Origin of the sequence: Pseudolabrys sp. Root1462, assembly GCF_001426945.1 — a bacterium.
In the GTDB taxonomy this organism is placed as follows: Bacteria; Pseudomonadota; Alphaproteobacteria; order Rhizobiales; family Xanthobacteraceae; genus Pseudolabrys.
Map to the genome: position 1 here is coordinate 507593 of NZ_LMFS01000003.1, position 16187 is coordinate 523779.

Below are 16187 nucleotides of genomic sequence, written 5' to 3' on the forward strand. Positions count from 1 at the left end.
CCAACGAGGAGCCGTATGGCCAGCGATCAAGCGCAAAGAGCTTCCCCCGATGCATTGCTGGCCCTGGCCAAGAAGGAAGGCCGGGGCCGGCTCAAGATTTTTCTGGGCGCAGCTCCGGGGGTCGGCAAGACCTACGCCATGCTCACGGCCGCGCATAGCGAGCTTGCGGGCGGACGTGACGTAGTCGCCGGGCTGGTCGAAACCCATGGCCGCCGGGAGACCGAGCAACTGACGGCCGGCCTCGACATGCTGCCGCGCAAGCCCATCGTCTACCGCAATCAGGTGATTCAGGAGTTTGATCTCGACGCGGCGCTGGCGCGACGGCCCGGCCTGCTGCTGGTCGACGAATACGCGCACACCAATGTGCCGGGCAGCCGTCACCCCAAAAGGTGGCAGGACATCGACGAGATTCTCGAGGCCGGCATCGACGTCTGGACGACGCTGAATATCCAGCATCTCGAAAGCCTCAACGACGTCGTCCAGAAGATCAGCAAGGTGCGGGTGCGCGAGACGGTGCCGGACACCGTATTCGACAAGGCCGACGAGGTGGTGCTGGTCGATTTCCCGCCTGACGAACTGCTCAAGCGTCTGGCCGAGGGCAAGGTCTATGTGCAGGACACCGCGGCGCGCGCGGTCGAGCATTTCTTCAAGCCGCAGAACCTCACGGCGTTGCGCGAATTGGCCTTGCGCCGCGCCGCCGAACGCGTCGATGCATCGCTGATCGAACGCATGCAGGCGCAGGCGATCGAGGGGCCGTGGGCGGCGGGCGAACGGATCCTGGCGTGCATCGGTCCCGATCCGGGCTCTCCGGTGGTGATCCGCACCGCAAAGCGCATGGCCGACCTGATGGATGCACCGTGGATGGCCGTGACGGTCGAACGGCCCGGCGCGGCGCTCGACAATGTCGCCCGTCAACGGCTCGACGATGCTTTCAGTCTGCCGCAAAGCCTGGGCGCGGAAACGCAGACGCTGACCGGCGCCGACCTGCCGGCCGAACTGTTGCGCTTCGCCAAGTTCGAGAACGTCACCCAGATCGTGGTCGGCCGCTCGCACGGCGGTTTCTTCAGCGAATTGCTGCGGCGGTCGCTGCCGCATGAGTTGGTGCGGCGGACGCAGGACATTGCCATTCACCTGGTCACGCGCGAAGTCGATGCGCCGTCCGGCCCGGCGACGCGGCGTCGGAGGTGGCTGGCGCCGGAGCCTCTGCATTTCCTCTACGCGACGGCAGCGGTATTCGCAGCGCTCGGCGTTGGTGAAGCACTTATCCGCTTCACGCCCATTCCGAACCTGTCGATGGTCTTCATGCTCGCGGTGCTGTTCGCCGCCATGAACTTCGGCATGTGGCCGGCGATCTATGCGTCGCTGCTGTCGTCGGCCGTTTACAATTTCTTCTTCATCCAGCCGCTCTACACCTTCACTGTGGCCGAGCCTTACGAGCTTCTGGCGCTCATCATCTTCCTTGTCGTGGCGGTGGTGTCGTCGGCGATGGCCGGCCGTGTGCGCGAGCAGGCGCGTGTCTCGGCGAGCCGCATGCGCGCGATGCGCCGGCTCTATGAATTTACCCGCCGCATGTCGGGACTGGCGACGCAGGATGCCCTGGCGGAAGGCGCCGCCAGCGAGATCCATGCCAGTCTTGGCCGCCCGGTGGTCGTGCTGCTTGCGCAGACCGACGATCTCGCGCTCACGGCCGCGTGGCCGCCGGAAGATACGCTCGATGCCGCGGCCATGACCGCGGCGCGCTGGGCCTTCAGCCATGCCGAGCCGGCTGGTGCCGACACCGGCACCTTGCCGATCATTCCGTGGTACTTCGTGCCGCTGCGCATCGGCGACAAGACCATGGGCGTGATCGGCGTAGGCAAGAACGACGACAGCGGTGCGCTCGACTCGGAAGCTCGTGCGCTGCTCGATACCCTGTCGGAGCAGACCGCCGCAGCGCTCGACCGCGCCTCGCTGGCGCGCGAGATGGTGACGGCGAAGACCGCGACCGAGACCGAGCGCGTGCGCAACACCTTGCTGGCCTCGATCTCCCACGATTTTCGCACGCCGCTGTCGTCGATTCTCGGCTCGGCGACCAGCCTCATCGACTATGGCGACAAGCTCGACAGCGCGACCAAACAGGACTTGCTCGGCGGCATCAAGCATGAGGCGGAGGGACTCGACGAGATGGTGCGCAACCTGCTTGCCATCACACGCATCGACGCCGGCGCTCTCGAATTGCGGCGCGACTGGCTCGATTTGCACGAGACCACCGATCGCGTCGTCGGCGCAGCGCGCCGCCGTGGCGCGGCGCAGACCATCGCCGTCGAGCTGCCGACCGATCTACCGCTGGTACGCGCGGACGCCACGCTGGTCGAGCAGGCGCTGGGCAACGTGCTCGCCAACGCGCTCATCCATACGCCGGCCAATACCCGCATTGTCATCGACGCGGTCGTTGGGGTGGACAATGTGGGCTTGCGCGTCACCGACGACGGGCCCGGCATCGCTGCAGACGCGCTGCCACACATCTTCGACAAATTCGCCAAGGGCGGCGAAATCCTCAGCCGCGCCGACGGTCATCAGAGCACGGGATTAGGGCTTGCCATCGCCAAGGGGATCATGGAAGCCCATGGCGGCGCGATCGACGTCACAACGCCGGTGGCGTCCGGCCGCGGCGCGCGCTTCACTCTGGAATTTCCGCGGGAGCAGGCAAGCCCATGACCGCCAAGATGCGGGTGCTGGTCGTCGACGACGAAGCCGCGATCCTGCGCTTCCTTAAGCCCGCGCTGGAAGCCAACAACTACGAGATGACGAGCGCCGGCACCGTGGCGGAGGCGATCAAGCGCACCGCCGCCGAGACGCCGGACATCGTGCTGCTCGACCTCGGCCTGCCGGATGGCGACGGCAAGGACGTCATCCGCCGCGCCCGCGAGTGGTCGGACGTACCGATCATCGTGCTGTCAGCCCGCGAGCGCGAGGCGGAGAAGATCGAGTCGCTCGATCTCGGCGCCGACGATTACGTCAACAAGCCATTCAACGTCGGCGAGCTCATGGCGCGCATGCGCACGGCGCTGCGCCATCGTCTGCAACGCAAGGCCGAAATCCCCGTGCTGCGCGTCGGCGGCCTCGAGATCGACGCGGTTCGACACCGGGTTCTGCGCGGCACCGCCGAGCTCAAGCTGACGCCGAAGGAATTCGAGCTGCTGTCATTCCTGGCGCGGCATGCCGGGCGCGTTATCACGCACAAGCAGATCCTGGCCGCGGTCTGGGGCCCGGCGCACACCGGGGATACGCAGTATCTCCGGGTCTACATCGGTCAGTTGCGCCAGAAGATCGAGGACAAGCCGGACGATCCGCGCATCGTGCTCACCGAGCCCGGGATCGGCTATCGCATCGCTGAGGCGTAGTTGGCTTTCGGCGCGGCGCGCGGAGCCCGTCGCGATAGCAAAGCGGGAGCCGCGGACAGCACACCGGTCAGGAACCACAGCAAGGCGCCGGTCTTGATCGTATAAGGCGAGTTGCTGATGCACAGCAGGAAGGCGACGTAGGCCGCCGCCAGATCGCGAAATGTATAGAAGAAGCGGCTGCGCCCCTCGGTCAACAGCAGCATGGCCCAGAAGATCGCCATGCCGATGAGGCCGATCGACGCGATCGAATAGGCGTAGCCCGAGTCCGCCATCCCGAACTCCGGCGCGCGCAACCCGAACCATGTCAGCGCATCGAAGCGGCTCAGAATTTCGCCCGACATGATGATGCGGCCGATGAAACCGTTGCTCATGCCGAATTGATTCGACAGCAGGTCCGGCAGGAAGGCTATGGTCAAGACGCCGACCAGCGGCGCCAGCGCCACCATGATGTATCGGATCGCGGAAGGAACGATCGCCAGCAACAGCGCGATCGCGCAAAAATATGCACCGAAACGGCTGTCCGACATGATGATGACGAAGCCGGCCGCTGCGAACAGGCCCCAGTAAAGGCGCCGCTCCATCATTGAGCGGACCATGCCCCAGATGAAAAGGATGATGCCGAAATTGCCGGCCGATACCGGCTCGAGGAATATCGACGATACGCGATGATTGCCGAGGAAGGGCAGGATATTGCGGCCGCCTCCGGCGCCTTCCGGTCGCATGCCGGAGACGAACAGGCTGGACGACTGTTGCATCTGCGCCGCATCCATGGTGCCGCGCTCGACGTAGAAGCTGGCGATGTTGCAGAACCGCGTGAAGACGTCGGGTAGGAAGTATTCGAACAAGCCGACGAGGACGACCAGAAGCGCGATGACGCCGATGATGCGATCCGCCGTCTTCAGATCCGGTGCGCCGGCGCCGAGAATGAAGAAGGCGATTGGAATCAGCAGGTCGCGGATCGGCTTCACATCGGCGTTGCCGCTGAGCAAAAGCCGTCCGGCGGCGAGCGCCATCAGATAGAACACGGCGCCGCAGATGACGAGTAGCTGCGTATAGTTGAGCCGCTGATAGGTATAGAGAAGCACGGCCGATATGATGATGAGTTCGCAGCCGATCGCCGCGGCCGAGCCCACACTGGTGACGTTGGTGTTGACGAGGCACAGCAGGAAATTGAACACGGTCGCGCCGATGACGGCGACAGTGGGCGGTTGCAGCCAGAACGGCTGCCGCGCCACCACGGCGATCGGGCGCGGCCGGGTGCCGGCGTTGCTCATTGCCGCGCGCCCGATCCGGTGTTCTCGGCGGGAGCGGAAAGGTGCCGAAGCAGCACCGCCATCTGCGGGCGATCCTGACCGTTTACGGGCTGTACGCTGGTGAAGTAGCTCGGCGGCCAAGCGCCCGCGGCCCAATAGCTCCACCCAATCCAGACGTCGCGGTTATCGTCCATATATTTGAGCATGGCGTCGAGCGCCGCGAGGCATGTCGGATCGCTGCCGGCGCCGAACTCGCCGAGGTAGCCTTTCTTATTGTTCTGCCGCAGCCAGTTGGTCACGCCCGCCAGTGTCGTGACGCCGACGGTCTCGTTCTTGCATTGCGGGTGCGTGCCGGAATAATTCGAATCCAGATACTGGTGCAGTTCGTAAACGAAGTTGTTGGCCGGATCGACGACGTTCCGCATGGCTTTGGCGTTCGATGTGCCATAGCTCGTGCTCGCCCAGCTATGCGCGCCGGTCCAGGCGTTACCCGGAACGAAAATGGTGTTTTGCGCGCCCGCCTGGCGGATCGCAGCGATGGCCTGATTGGCGGCATCAAGCCATGTTTCGGTCGGCAAACCCTTCGGCTCATTCATGAGACCGAAGCCGACTTTCCCGTTGCCCTTGTAGTTTTGCGCCAATTGCTGCCACAGGCTGGCGAGGGCGGTGACCGGCACCGCCGCACTGCCGATGACCTGCTGGCGATAGTAGCCGTAGTTGTGAACATCGAGGACGATATAGAGACCTTTGTCCGTCGCGTATTTAACGACCGAGTCGAGGCGCTTGAGTTCGGCGGCATCGAGTGCACCGTTCAGTTGCGGCTGCATCCGCTCCCAGAGAAACGGCACGCGGATTGTATTGAGTCCCTTGCTGGCTACGTAGTCGATCGTCGCGCGCGCTGGATAGAAGTAGTCCGTGCCGGGAATCCCGGGAACCTTGCGGCCCTTGAATTCAGCGCCGGAAATATTGACGCCGGTCAGGTGCGTGGGCTGGCTGCGCGCGGCCAGCGGTGTCAGCGACAGAGCGCATGCCAACAGCACCAGAATTGACGCGCGATGCGTAATTTTTGGGCAGATGAAACGACGGCCGTGTCGGGCTGACAATTCTTGCCTCCATCCATCGTTGAAGATCTAAAGTTCGATCAAGTCGTACGTCCGTATTCACGGACGTCGCGAATGGACGCGACGAGTCACGCGGAAGCGACATTGCCGGCTCGGAGGGTAATTCGACGACGACAAAGTGTCGGAAGCGCGGCAATGCGTTCAGACTTAAGAGTGACGATGGAACTGAAACGGAATTGAGTTTTCGGCGTTGCATCCTGTCGTGCCACAGGAATCTCAACGAACATGCAAATCGTTCATGTTGTGCGCCAGTTCCATCCGTCGGTCGGCGGTCTGGAAGATGTCGTCGCTCAATTGGCTCACGCGCAATACGCCAAGGGCCACGATGTGCGGGTCGTCACGCTTGATCGATTATTCAACGCACAAGGTGCGGGGAAGTTGCCGAAGTGGGAGCGGATCGAGGATATCGAGATCATTCGAGTGCCGTATTTCGGCTCGACGCGCTATCCGATCGCGCTATCGATCCTTCGCCATATCCGTCACGCCGATATTGTCCATGTTCACGGCATTGATTTCATCTTCGATTATCTCGCTTGGACCGCACCGCTTCATCGCCGCAAACTGGTGGTCTCCACCCACGGTGGTTTCTTTCACACGTCATTCGCCGCGCGGTTGAAGAAGCTCTACTTTAGTGTGGTCACGCGTGCGTCGCTGCGCTGGTATGCCGGCGTCGCCTGTGTAAGCGCGGCCGACGAAGCGCTGTTCAGAAATGTGCGGGCGCGTGGCGCCTGCCTGATCGAAAACGGCGTCGATGTCGATAAATTTGCCGACGCCGGCTCGCCGGTAGCAAAGAAATCGATGCTGGCAATGGGCCGGCTGTCCAGCAACAAGCGTATCGACCGGGTTCTGGCCTTTCTGGCCGCGGTGCGCCGAATCGATCCCGAATGGTCGCTGACGATCGCGGGGAGGCCCTATGACGTCTCGGTCGACGATCTCACCGGCTATGCGAAGAATCTGGGGCTGACCGGTGCCGTCAACATCATCGATAGCCCAAGCAATGAAGATATGCGCGCGCTGATGGCCGGCAGCTCGGTGTTCATCAGTGCCTCAGCCTATGAAGGTTTCGGGCTGGTGGCTATCGAAGGCATGTCGGCTGGCCTGTGGCCGGTGCTGAGCGGCATTCCACCGTTCCGGCATCTGGTCGAACAGACCGGCATCGGTTCGGTCGTAAACTTCGACAACGTCGATGCCGCGGCGCTGGCGTTCCTCGGCCTCTGGGAAAAGGTCGCGGCCCACTACGATGAAGCGCGTTACGCGGCTATGAAAGCCGCCGCCGGCTACCGATGGGAGGTCGCCAGCGAAAGGTATGAGGCGCTGTACGATTCAGTCCTGGGCAGGAAGAGCCGCGCCATTCTCGACGTGCCAATCCTGGCCAAGACTTCGACCGAGGCCGTGGAGTTGCTCGACCAGGAATTTGCGGCAGGGCGAACCGGCATCGTCATTTTCGCCAACGCTCATACGCTTAATGCCACCGTCGCCGACCATCGCGTGCAGTCAATCCTGCAGCGCTCGATCGTGTTCAATGACGGCGTCGGCGTCGATATCGCCAGCCGTCTGCTGTTCGGCAAGTCGTTTCCGGAAAACCTCAACGGCACGGACTTCATCCCGCATTATCTGCGCAATACCACGCACCGCTATCGCATCTATCTGCTGGGCGGCAGGCCCGGGGTCGCCCAGCGCGCCGCGCAGCGGCTCGCTGCAATGGCGCCGCAGCACACATTCGTCGGTGTCTGTCATGGCTATGTGCCGCCGGAGCAGCGGGATCACTTGATCGGCGACATCCGTCGATCGCGCGCCGATATTCTGCTGGTCGCGATGGGCAACCCGCATCAGGAGACCTGGCTCAATGACTGTCTTCGCGAAACCGGTTGCAGGCTTGGCTTCGGCGTCGGCGGACTGTTCGATTTCATGGCCGAGGTCGTGCCGCGGGCCCCTGAATGGGTGCGCGCGGCCCGGATGGAATGGGCCTTCCGCATGATGCAGCAGCCGCGACGGCTGTGGCGGCGCTACCTCGTGCAGATGCCGATTTTCCTGCTACGGGTCGTGCGGCAGTGGATCGGCGGCGCCCGCGTGTCGTCGGCTTCGTCGCAGTGACACAGGAGCGTCGATGACGGCTGCTTCGGGGGATATGGCGTTGACGGGTTTTCGAGGCCGCCTCAGCAACGCGTGGAGCTTCGCGCATCGCTGGAAGGGCCGCATTCTCTTCGCCTTTCTTGATCAGGGTCTATACAGCAGCACCAATTTCGTCCTCACCGTGCTCTATGCGTGGTGGCTGCCGCTCGACGACTTCGGCCGTTACGTCGTCGTGTGGACAGCCGTGTTCTTCATCGAGGCGGTGCAGAACTCGATGATCATCGATTCCCTGCCGGCCATCGTCAGTCATCATGGGCGGCGCAATCGCGGACGCATCGACGTCGCAGCCTTCTGGGTGGTGGCGGCTTTCGGCCTCGTGAGCAGCGGGCTGCTGCTCGCGGCAGCCGGCGTGCTGTGGGCCCTGAATTCCGCCTATGCGATGCCGGTGTTCGTATTGGCTTTGGCCAATCCGCTGCAGCGCATGTATCTGTACTTCCGCCGCCTCTGCTACATCCGCGACCGGCAGGGCGTGGCGGCAGCGGCAGCGGCCGCCTACAGCGTCACATTGCTGGCGGGCGCCGGTGCGCTGGCGCTCTTCAAGATGGTTTCCGTGGGCGCGGTTTTGGCGTTGCCGGGGCTGGCCGCGGCAGCGGCGATGGCGGCGATCCTTGGCGCCGGCATCGGCCGGGTAACGCGAATTCGCGCCGTCAATGTCAAATGGCTCGCCGTCCGCATCTGGAATTCCGGACGCTGGCTGGCACCGGCCGCGGTGGTGTCGTGGTTGATGAGCTGGGGCATCTTTCCGCTGGTCGCCGCTTTCAGCGGTCCGGGCGCCGCCGGCATCATCCGCGCGTTGCAAAACTTGCTGACGCCGATCGTACAGTTCAATTCGGCGCTCAATCTCGCGCTGCTGCCGCGCGTCGCCGACAAGGTCGCCGATCACGGCGACGGCTATGCGCGCCGCTTTGCGCTGCGCGCCACTGCCGGGTTTGCCGGCCTCGTACTCATTTATTGCGCAACCGTTCTCGCCACGGCGCCGCTGCTGCTGCCGCTGCTCTACAAAAAGCCGGAAATCGCGGCGTCAGCTTCGCTGTTGTGGCCGTTGTCGTTCGGAATCATCTGGGAAGCGAGCCGCGTCGCGGCATCGATGTCTCTGCTGGCGACGCGGCGCACCCGGATCGTGCTGACGTCGCGGCTGATCGCGCTCGGTGCGTTCGGCGGCGGCGGCGTCGTGCTCGGGTGGACGGCGGGCCTCACCGGGGTGCTCTGGGCCAACGCCATCGCGACTGCGACAGGCGCCGCGATCGTGATCGTCACCGCGCTGCGACCGCGGCCTTCCGCGGTGTGACGGCGGTCAGTGCGCGGTGCCGAGCAGGGCCCGCTCCAGTTGGGCCACAGCCTGCTGGAGCTGATCAACGCGCCGCAGGAAAATCGTATCCTTGCTCAGGTAGGACTGCCCCTTGCTTGCCGATATCAGCGCCCGTGTGGCCCGTTCGGCGAAGAACGGATCGAACAGGGCGGTGATTTTCTGCAGCCGCCCCGCCTGGCTCTTCGGCACGATGCGGGCTGGCGTCAGGTCAGCGCCCGCCGCCTGGCCATACCGGCGATTGAAGTCGGCAAACAGGTCCTCATCGTCGTCCGACAGGGCGTCGAGGCCCTTGGCGCCATCGACGGCGCGAATCTTGAAGTGTTTCAAGGCCTCCCAGGCAGAACTCGGCGGCAACGAAACGGGCCGGTAATCGAGGTCGAGTGACTGAGTCCAGTCGATCCACTTGAACGGCGCGACCTCGGGCGAGCAGGCGACCGGAATCCAAGGCACGCGCAAGGTATCGGCGACGATCGCGCCGTGCATCGCTTCGGTCATCACCAGGCTGGCGCCGGCAAGACTTTTCAGGGTGCGCTCCACAGGCCAGTGCGCGTCGATGAAGTCGAAACCGATCTCCTCGCAGATCTCCGGCCAGCGGCTGTAGGCGACCGAATTGTAGTGCGGCATGAAGACGACGCGGCCGCTGCGCGGCACCTCCGGCTTCAGTGCCGGCGTGGTCGCGAGCAGGGCGGCGCTGTCCGTGATCGCCTTGGCAGGCATGCCGATCAGCCGGCCGGTCAGCGGCCCCCGCACCGCGAGAATTGACCAGTCGCCGTTCGGCCATTGCGACGGCAGCGGCCCGGTTCCGGCGCCGCTGCCAAGCACAAAGACGCGCTTGCGCACCGTTGCCGGCGGCGACAGGAAATCGTCGCGGAAGATCGAGCCGATGCCAAGCAGTACGGCGTCGTCGATATCGAAGCAGGCGGGCGGCAGCACTTCCCGCCACAACAGAGGGTTCAGATCGTCGCCGAAATTGCCGCGGGGGCTTTTGTAGTAGATGACTTTCATTGCTGGCTGAGCGCACCGTCCGGCAGGCCGTGCTTGATCAAACGCGCCGAGCGCGGCGCAAAGATCAGGAAGCATCGTTCCGCGGGCAGCGGCTCGCGCTCGGTGAGCGGCCGGAATTTGGTGTCCGTTTCGAGGCACAGGTACGCGGCGAAATCCTGGAAGCTGAAATAGCGCAGGATGTCGGCATTCCTGGCGCCATAGCGACCGAGCAGATCGTCGCCGTGCAGTTCGATGAACCAGTAGCACCAGCGTGACAGTGTCTGCGTGGCGCCCTTGAGCGCCTCGACCTCGAAGCCTTCGATGTCCATGTAGACGAGATCGGGGAAGCCCCGCATCTGCGCGAGATCGTCGATGCTGAGCGCCGAAACCTGATCGCCGACCAGGCCGCCGATCCCCGGGCGAGCGCGCGAATTGAAGCTCATGTCGGCGCGGCCGCGGCCGGTGACGTCGGAGACCAGCGCGTGCATGACCTCGACATTATCGACGCCGTTGAGTTCGAGATTCCGGCGCGCGATCGCGGCGTTATGCCGGTTGGCCTCGACGGAGACGACAGTTCCGCCCGGCGTAACCTCCTTGCCAAGCAGCATCGCGATCAGACATTGATGCGCGCCGAGATCGAAGATGCGGCCGGCTTGCGGAATCGGCATTTGCGCCAGGAACTCGATCTCGGGCGGCAGCTCCCAATCCTTGTCGTACCACTCCGCCGCGATGCGATCATCGATGCTCATCTCCAGGACGTGCGGCCCGTACCGGTGCGTCACCACGCGCTGGGGAAACGTTGCCAGCTCGTAGCGGTATTTCACCGCCCGAAGAATATCGACAACCGGTTGCGGCAGATACTTTCTGGCGAGATCCCTGTGCTGCATGTTCGATCCTGTCATTGCGGTGCTGAAATGGAGTAGTCGAATGATCGGAAGGCGTGGCGGCTCCGCAAACCGGCCGCCGCCCGCCGCTCCAGCAGACTCTGATAAAGTGCGGCATGGCGGTCGGCGATCGCGTCCCAGCGAAAGTGATCGGATGCGGTCGCGACGCGGTGGCGCAAATCCGCGCGCGCGGTGGCATTGGCTTGCAGGTGCGTGAGGGCTCCGAGAGCATCCTGCGGCGTCGCCGTATCGAGCGTCGCGGCGCGGATCCAGTCGGGCGTGATCCGACTGTGATGGGTCGCCACGATCAGCCCGTTGACGAAGGCCGCTGCCAACGTGCCGCGCTTGGCGGTGGCGCCATCGGGAAACGGCAGATAGGCGAAGGTCGCCGTCGCGAGCCGCTCGGCAACCGCATGATCCGGCAACTGCAACAAGACCTTCACGCCGAGGGTCTTCGCCTGCGCGATGATGTCGTCGGCGTAGCGCTGATGACGTTCGGGGATGGCGCCGATCATTTCGAAGGTCAGACCGCTTTCCGCCGCGCCGGCGAGACGAGCGAGTTCGAGAAACGACTCGAGGCCCTTGTTCGGCGCGATGAGGCCGAACTGGCAGACGAGATCCGGCAGGCGCGGCCGGCCGGCGGCTGCCGGGACATTGCTGCCGATTTCGATGGTCGCATCGATGCCGCCCCGCCGCGGGAAGCGTTGCGCGAACAGTGCGCGCTCTTCGTCGGTGGTGAAGACGCGGGCCGCGCAGTGCTTGGCAAAGGGCGAGAACCAGGCGCGCCGGTACGGCTTGAACACCGAATACTCGTGCAGCGTCACGACGACGGGGCGATCGCGAATGACGCGCGCGATGGCGCTCGGCGTCAGCGAGCGGCCGTATCCAACGGTCGGATATTGAATGTGAATGACGTCACAGTCGACGCTCTCAATTTCTTCGAGAATGGACCGCGCGTAAAGTTGTGAAAACCGGTCGCTGGCAAATCGTCGTACCTCGACGCCGGCCTTGGCCAGTTCATGACCAAGCACCTGCGTGTAATCGCCAACCCCACAGACCTGCGGAGGCCACGAGCCGCTGACCAGGAGCACAGTGGTCATTCGTTCAAACTCCGTCCGCTCGGAAACGTTTACGAACTGGCGCTTTGCCGGAGGTCGCTATTGTATTCATAAGGCTTGATGTAGGCGGAGCTGTGGTAATAATCGTAATTGCGCATGCGGCGCAGATCGACACGCGTCAGCACGGTTCCCAACACGCGATCCTTCAGCGGTGACAACAGTTCGATCGCGCGAGCGATGAGGTCCTGCGGCGCTCGATCCCAGCCGACCGCGAGCACGATGCCATCAACGTGCTCACCAAGCGCGCGGCTGTCCACCAGGGGGACCAGCGGCGGAGCATCCACGATGATGATGTCGTAATGCCGCCGCAGTTCACCGAGGATGATCCGAATCGAATCGGAGAACGCGAACTCGCTCATGCTCTCGAGTTCATCCGACGACGGCGCCGGCAGAATCGACAGCGAAGTCGCGGTGTCGAAGAGAATCGCCTGCTGCAGAGACGCCCGGCCGAGCGCCACGTCGAAAAGGCCCCATTCGGCATTCGGGCACAGCGAACGCGTCAATTGCGGATTGCGCAGATCGCCCTCGACGATCAGCGTGCGCACGCCCATCATGGCATAGGACAGCGCCAGATTGGCGGCGAGCGTGGTCTTGCCTTCGCCCTCGATCGCCGAGGTCAGCATGATCGTCTGCATCGGACGCGTTCGCGCCGCCCGCTGTACGGACAGGCGTACGGCGCGGATCGCCTCGGCAAAAACCGAATTCGGCTCTTCGATGATGTAGCGCATCAGCGGCGGCTGCAGCGCCAGCGGCAGCATCCGGGTCGGCTGCTCCCGATAGCGAGCGAGTTCGTCGCGCCCGCGTTTGGTGATGCGTGAAAGTTCGCGCAAACCAACCAGCGGCAGTGAGGCGATGCCGGGAACGCCGGAGATCGATTCGACCTGGTCGATAGTCTTGATGCGGCGATCGAACCGGTCGACGGCAATGGCTATGATTGAGCCGAACGCGGCGCCGAATGGAATGGCCAGCCCCAGGAACAACCAGCCTTTCGGGAAAGACGGCTGCGTCGGCGCATTGGCCGCGGTGACGGTGCGCGCCTCGGGGAGATCCAGGCTCTCGCGCGCACTGGCTTCCTTGTAGCGGCTGAGGAACGACTCATAGAGCGCGCGATTGGCGTCGGCCTCGCGCTGCAGTTCGCGAAGGCGGACCTCGGCCTGTCCAGACTCAGTCGAGATGTTCTGCAGTGCCGCGAGACTCTTCTCCAGCGAGGCTTCGCGCGCGGCTGCGACTTCGTAGCTGTGCCTTCGGCTCTGCAGGATGCGCTGCACTTCGGCACTGATCAGCTTCTGTGTATCGCGCAGTTGCGCCTTAACGGCCGTGACCTGCGGATGCTGGGGCCCGTAGCGGCTCGTCAGATCGGCCTCGTTCATCGTCAATTGGGCGTACTGGCCGCGCAAGCGAGCGATGGTCTCCGAAGCCAGCGCTTCGCTCAGCGAACCCGGATCCGCATTGGTTTTGGCGATTTCGGCGACCTGGTCATATTTGGCCTGCGCTTGCGCCGCCTCGGCGCGAGCCTCCACCAGCTTGCTGTTCAGGTCGGTAATCTGCTGGCTGTTGACGGTTTCGCCCTGACTGAGCGTGAGATTATGGGCGCCGCGGAACTCCTCGACCGCCTTGTCGGAGGCGAGCACGCGCGCCTTGAGGTCATTGAGCTGCTGATTGAGCCAACCGGCCGCCATCTTGGTGGCATCGGATTTCGATCGCACCAGTTCCGCAAAATATGCCGCCGAAATCGCGTTGGCGATGCGTGCCGTGGTTTCGGGATTGTGCGCGCTGACATTGATGTCGACCAGGAAGCTCGTGCGCTGACGAGCGACCTTAAGGCGGCTCTGCAGCACAGAGACCGCGGCCATGCGCGCGGCTTCGCGCGGATCGGCATTCTGCGTTGCATTCTGGGCAAACAGGCGCTTGATCGGCGCAAGCAGCCCGGGCTTCGGCATGAAGTCCGGGTCTTCAGTGAGCTTCAGGTCGTCGACGACGCGGCGCAGCACCGAGACGGACTGGGTCAGCAGAACCTGACTCTCGATCGTTGCGTCGTCGGTCGACGGAGTCTGCACCGGCGTCTGCTTTGCGTCGAGATTGATCACGTTAGGCCGGCGGGGATCGATCAACACCGTAGCGGTCGCGGTATAGAGCGGCTTAATCATGACGACCGCGATGGTTGCCGCGGCGGCGAAGAAGATGGTCGTCAACACAATCAGCGCAACGCGCCGTCTGAGGATGCGGAAAATTTCCGAAAGAGTGACGCCCTCCCACCCGGGGACGTGGGAAAGCTCAGGCTCGTAAGCCAGCGGAACAGGCCCGTATTCAGTAGCGCGTTGTGACATTCAGTCCCACCTCATGCTTGTCGTAGCTGGCCGACGGAGCGTCACTGTCGCGCCGGAAGTATTGGTGCTGAAGTGAGACAGTGCTGTATCGATTGAGTTTGTATGTGAGCTCAGTCAGCGTCGAAAATACGGCGTCGTTGCGCAATTGGCCGAAGAACTTGTCACGTTCGTAGGTGGCACCGACCGAGAGCACGATGTTGCGGCGAAGCTCGTAGTCGGCGCCGACCTGGATCGCATCTGCGCGGATGCCGCCCGCGACCGTGTCGGCGGCTTGAGTAACGAGTTGTTCGGCTTTGACGTGCACATCGAGTAGGCGTGTGACGCTCCAATTGACGAGCGCCCGATAGGTCGGGCCGCTGATGGTGCCGATACTCGGGTCGTCAAAGCGCTGCCGAGCGTAGCCTGCGCTCACTTCGCCGGTGATAAGATGGCCAAGCTGGAGGTTGACGCCTGCGAGCACGCGATAGCCGTCGGAACTCAGCGATTGCGTCGGCGAGCCGCGCAGGCTGCGGCGATTGGCTTCGGCGGCAGTGAACAGGCCAAGACTGCCCGACATCGCATAATCGATACGGCCGTGCAGGGCCTCGATATGACCGTCACGGCTGTCCTGATTGATGATCGAGCCGTTGATGGCTCGCGTCGTGCCGAAATTGTAGGTGTCGGAACGCAAGCCGAACGAGCCGGCCCATCGGCCGCTCTGTTGCCAGTAAGTCACGTCGGCGGAGTTCAAAGTGTAGGGCGTCGGTTCGGCGGCGTTGGTCGGTGACGTCAGCGAGCCGACGCCCTCGTGCAGCAGCGCGGTGCGGAAGGTGGTCAGGATCGCGGCATCGTGCCAGAGATCGATGCGGCCGCGCAGGCGCAGATTGGCATCGGTCTGATCGAGTTGTGAAAAACGCCGGTAGCTGGTCGAAGCTACATTACCTTGCACATCGATGCCGTGCCGCTCCCACAGCGACTTCACTTCGAGCGATGGCTTGACGGTAGCCGACAGGTCGCCACGCTTGTCGGAACCCGATGCGAAGACATTGTTGTCGTAGCGCACGCCGCCGGTGAGCGAAGGGTTGAACATCCACGGACCCGCGCGCACGCCAACACTTTCGTAGCCTGGCTGCTGCCGTGTTTTCACCGGCGTGTCCTCCGGCTCAAGTGCTTCGCCACTGCGTGCCCAAAGCTGTGCGAACGGCACAGGTTCGAAAACCTCAAGCGAGCTCCACGGCGGCGTGGGAGAGGGCACGAGAGGCGTGACGATCTGAGCGCGAGCCTCCGGCGTTCCGGCGAGGGCAGCAATGAACGCGACGCCGGCGGCAAGCGGAATTCGCGCGCCGAATTTTTTGCCGCGATGGAACTCGATGGCAGTTTCGCGCTTTTGTTGAGAGACATCGCGCACCTCTTGGCGGCGGATCATTGCCGCTGGCGCTGGATCACGAGATTGCCCAGCGCGTCGCTTCGCTTTTGAGGTGTCGTCGCGGCCTAGGCCGTGACGACAAGCTTTGTTGGCACAGACGTGGCCCTGCCCGCGAACGAGCCGGACGTGCAGCATCGCCATCAACCGCATAAGCGACGCTTGGTTCCGCACTGCAGCAAAAATCCATTGTGACGTTGAACGCTTGGTTCCTCGCGCGCGCCGACTCGCGCGTGATTCATTGCGCGCGCTCCGACGCGCGCGATCGGCAAG

The 16187-nt window shown here is 63.7% G+C and carries 11 protein-coding genes; 4 read left to right on the top strand and 7 right to left on the bottom strand.

All coding sequences use genetic code 11. From position 1 onward, the window contains the following. Positions 1-15 precede the first annotated feature (15 nt). Positions 16-2697: a sensor histidine kinase KdpD gene (locus ASD45_RS19195; RefSeq protein WP_056913277.1), complete on the top strand. Its 2682-nt coding sequence runs from the start codon at positions 16-18 to the stop codon at positions 2695-2697. Beyond that, entirely contained in the window at positions 2694-3383 is a 690-nt protein-coding gene (locus ASD45_RS19200) for a response regulator (RefSeq protein ID WP_056913278.1), read from the top strand. The genes ASD45_RS19195 and ASD45_RS19200 overlap by 4 nt, the downstream gene beginning before the upstream one ends. Here the strand turns inward: ASD45_RS19200 and ASD45_RS19205 are convergent. Both ASD45_RS19205 and ASD45_RS19210 read right to left on the bottom strand, forming a co-directional pair. Next, positions 3362-4657, bottom strand: a complete 1296-nt coding sequence (locus ASD45_RS19205) for a hypothetical protein (RefSeq protein ID WP_056913279.1) — start codon at positions 4655-4657, stop codon at positions 3362-3364. The genes ASD45_RS19200 and ASD45_RS19205 overlap by 22 nt on opposite strands. Then, complete coding sequence (locus tag ASD45_RS19210; RefSeq protein WP_200949739.1) at positions 4654-5676, bottom strand: glycoside hydrolase family 5 protein; 1023 nt, start codon at positions 5674-5676, stop codon at positions 4654-4656. Before ASD45_RS19210 ends, ASD45_RS19205 begins: the two co-directional genes overlap by 4 nt. Before the next feature lie 306 nt (positions 5677-5982). On the opposite strand from ASD45_RS19210, the gene ASD45_RS19215 reads away from it, so the two are divergent. Then, positions 5983-7851, top strand: coding sequence for a WecB/TagA/CpsF family glycosyltransferase (locus ASD45_RS19215; protein WP_056913280.1), 1869 nt, complete (start codon positions 5983-5985; stop codon positions 7849-7851). Positions 7852-7891: 40 nt separating this feature from the next. Further along, complete coding sequence (locus tag ASD45_RS19220) at positions 7892-9178, top strand: hypothetical protein (protein WP_156380984.1); 1287 nt, start codon at positions 7892-7894, stop codon at positions 9176-9178. A gap of 6 nt (positions 9179-9184) precedes the next feature. Here the strand turns inward: ASD45_RS19220 and ASD45_RS19225 are convergent, their stop codons facing one another. The 5 genes from ASD45_RS19225 to ASD45_RS19245 are packed head-to-tail and all read right to left on the bottom strand — an operon-like array spanning position 9185 to position 16067. Continuing rightward, positions 9185-10204 (bottom strand): polysaccharide pyruvyl transferase family protein, encoded by a 1020-nt coding sequence (locus tag ASD45_RS19225; protein ID WP_056913282.1) that lies wholly within the window; start codon positions 10202-10204, stop codon positions 9185-9187. Beyond that, positions 10201-11070, bottom strand: coding sequence for an FkbM family methyltransferase (locus ASD45_RS19230; protein WP_056913283.1), 870 nt, complete (start codon positions 11068-11070; stop codon positions 10201-10203). The genes ASD45_RS19225 and ASD45_RS19230 overlap by 4 nt, the downstream gene beginning before the upstream one ends. An 11-nt stretch (positions 11071-11081) precedes the next feature. After that, positions 11082-12167: a hypothetical protein gene (locus ASD45_RS19235; protein WP_056913284.1), complete on the bottom strand. Its 1086-nt coding sequence runs from the start codon at positions 12165-12167 to the stop codon at positions 11082-11084. A 29-nt stretch (positions 12168-12196) separates the two neighbouring features. Beyond that, positions 12197-14476, bottom strand: coding sequence for a Wzz/FepE/Etk N-terminal domain-containing protein (locus ASD45_RS19240; protein WP_280136411.1), 2280 nt, complete (start codon positions 14474-14476; stop codon positions 12197-12199). Between the two features lie 16 nt (positions 14477-14492). Continuing rightward, positions 14493-16067 (bottom strand): outer membrane beta-barrel protein, encoded by a 1575-nt coding sequence (locus ASD45_RS19245; protein ID WP_210168899.1) that lies wholly within the window; start codon positions 16065-16067, stop codon positions 14493-14495. Positions 16068-16187 lie beyond the last annotated feature (120 nt).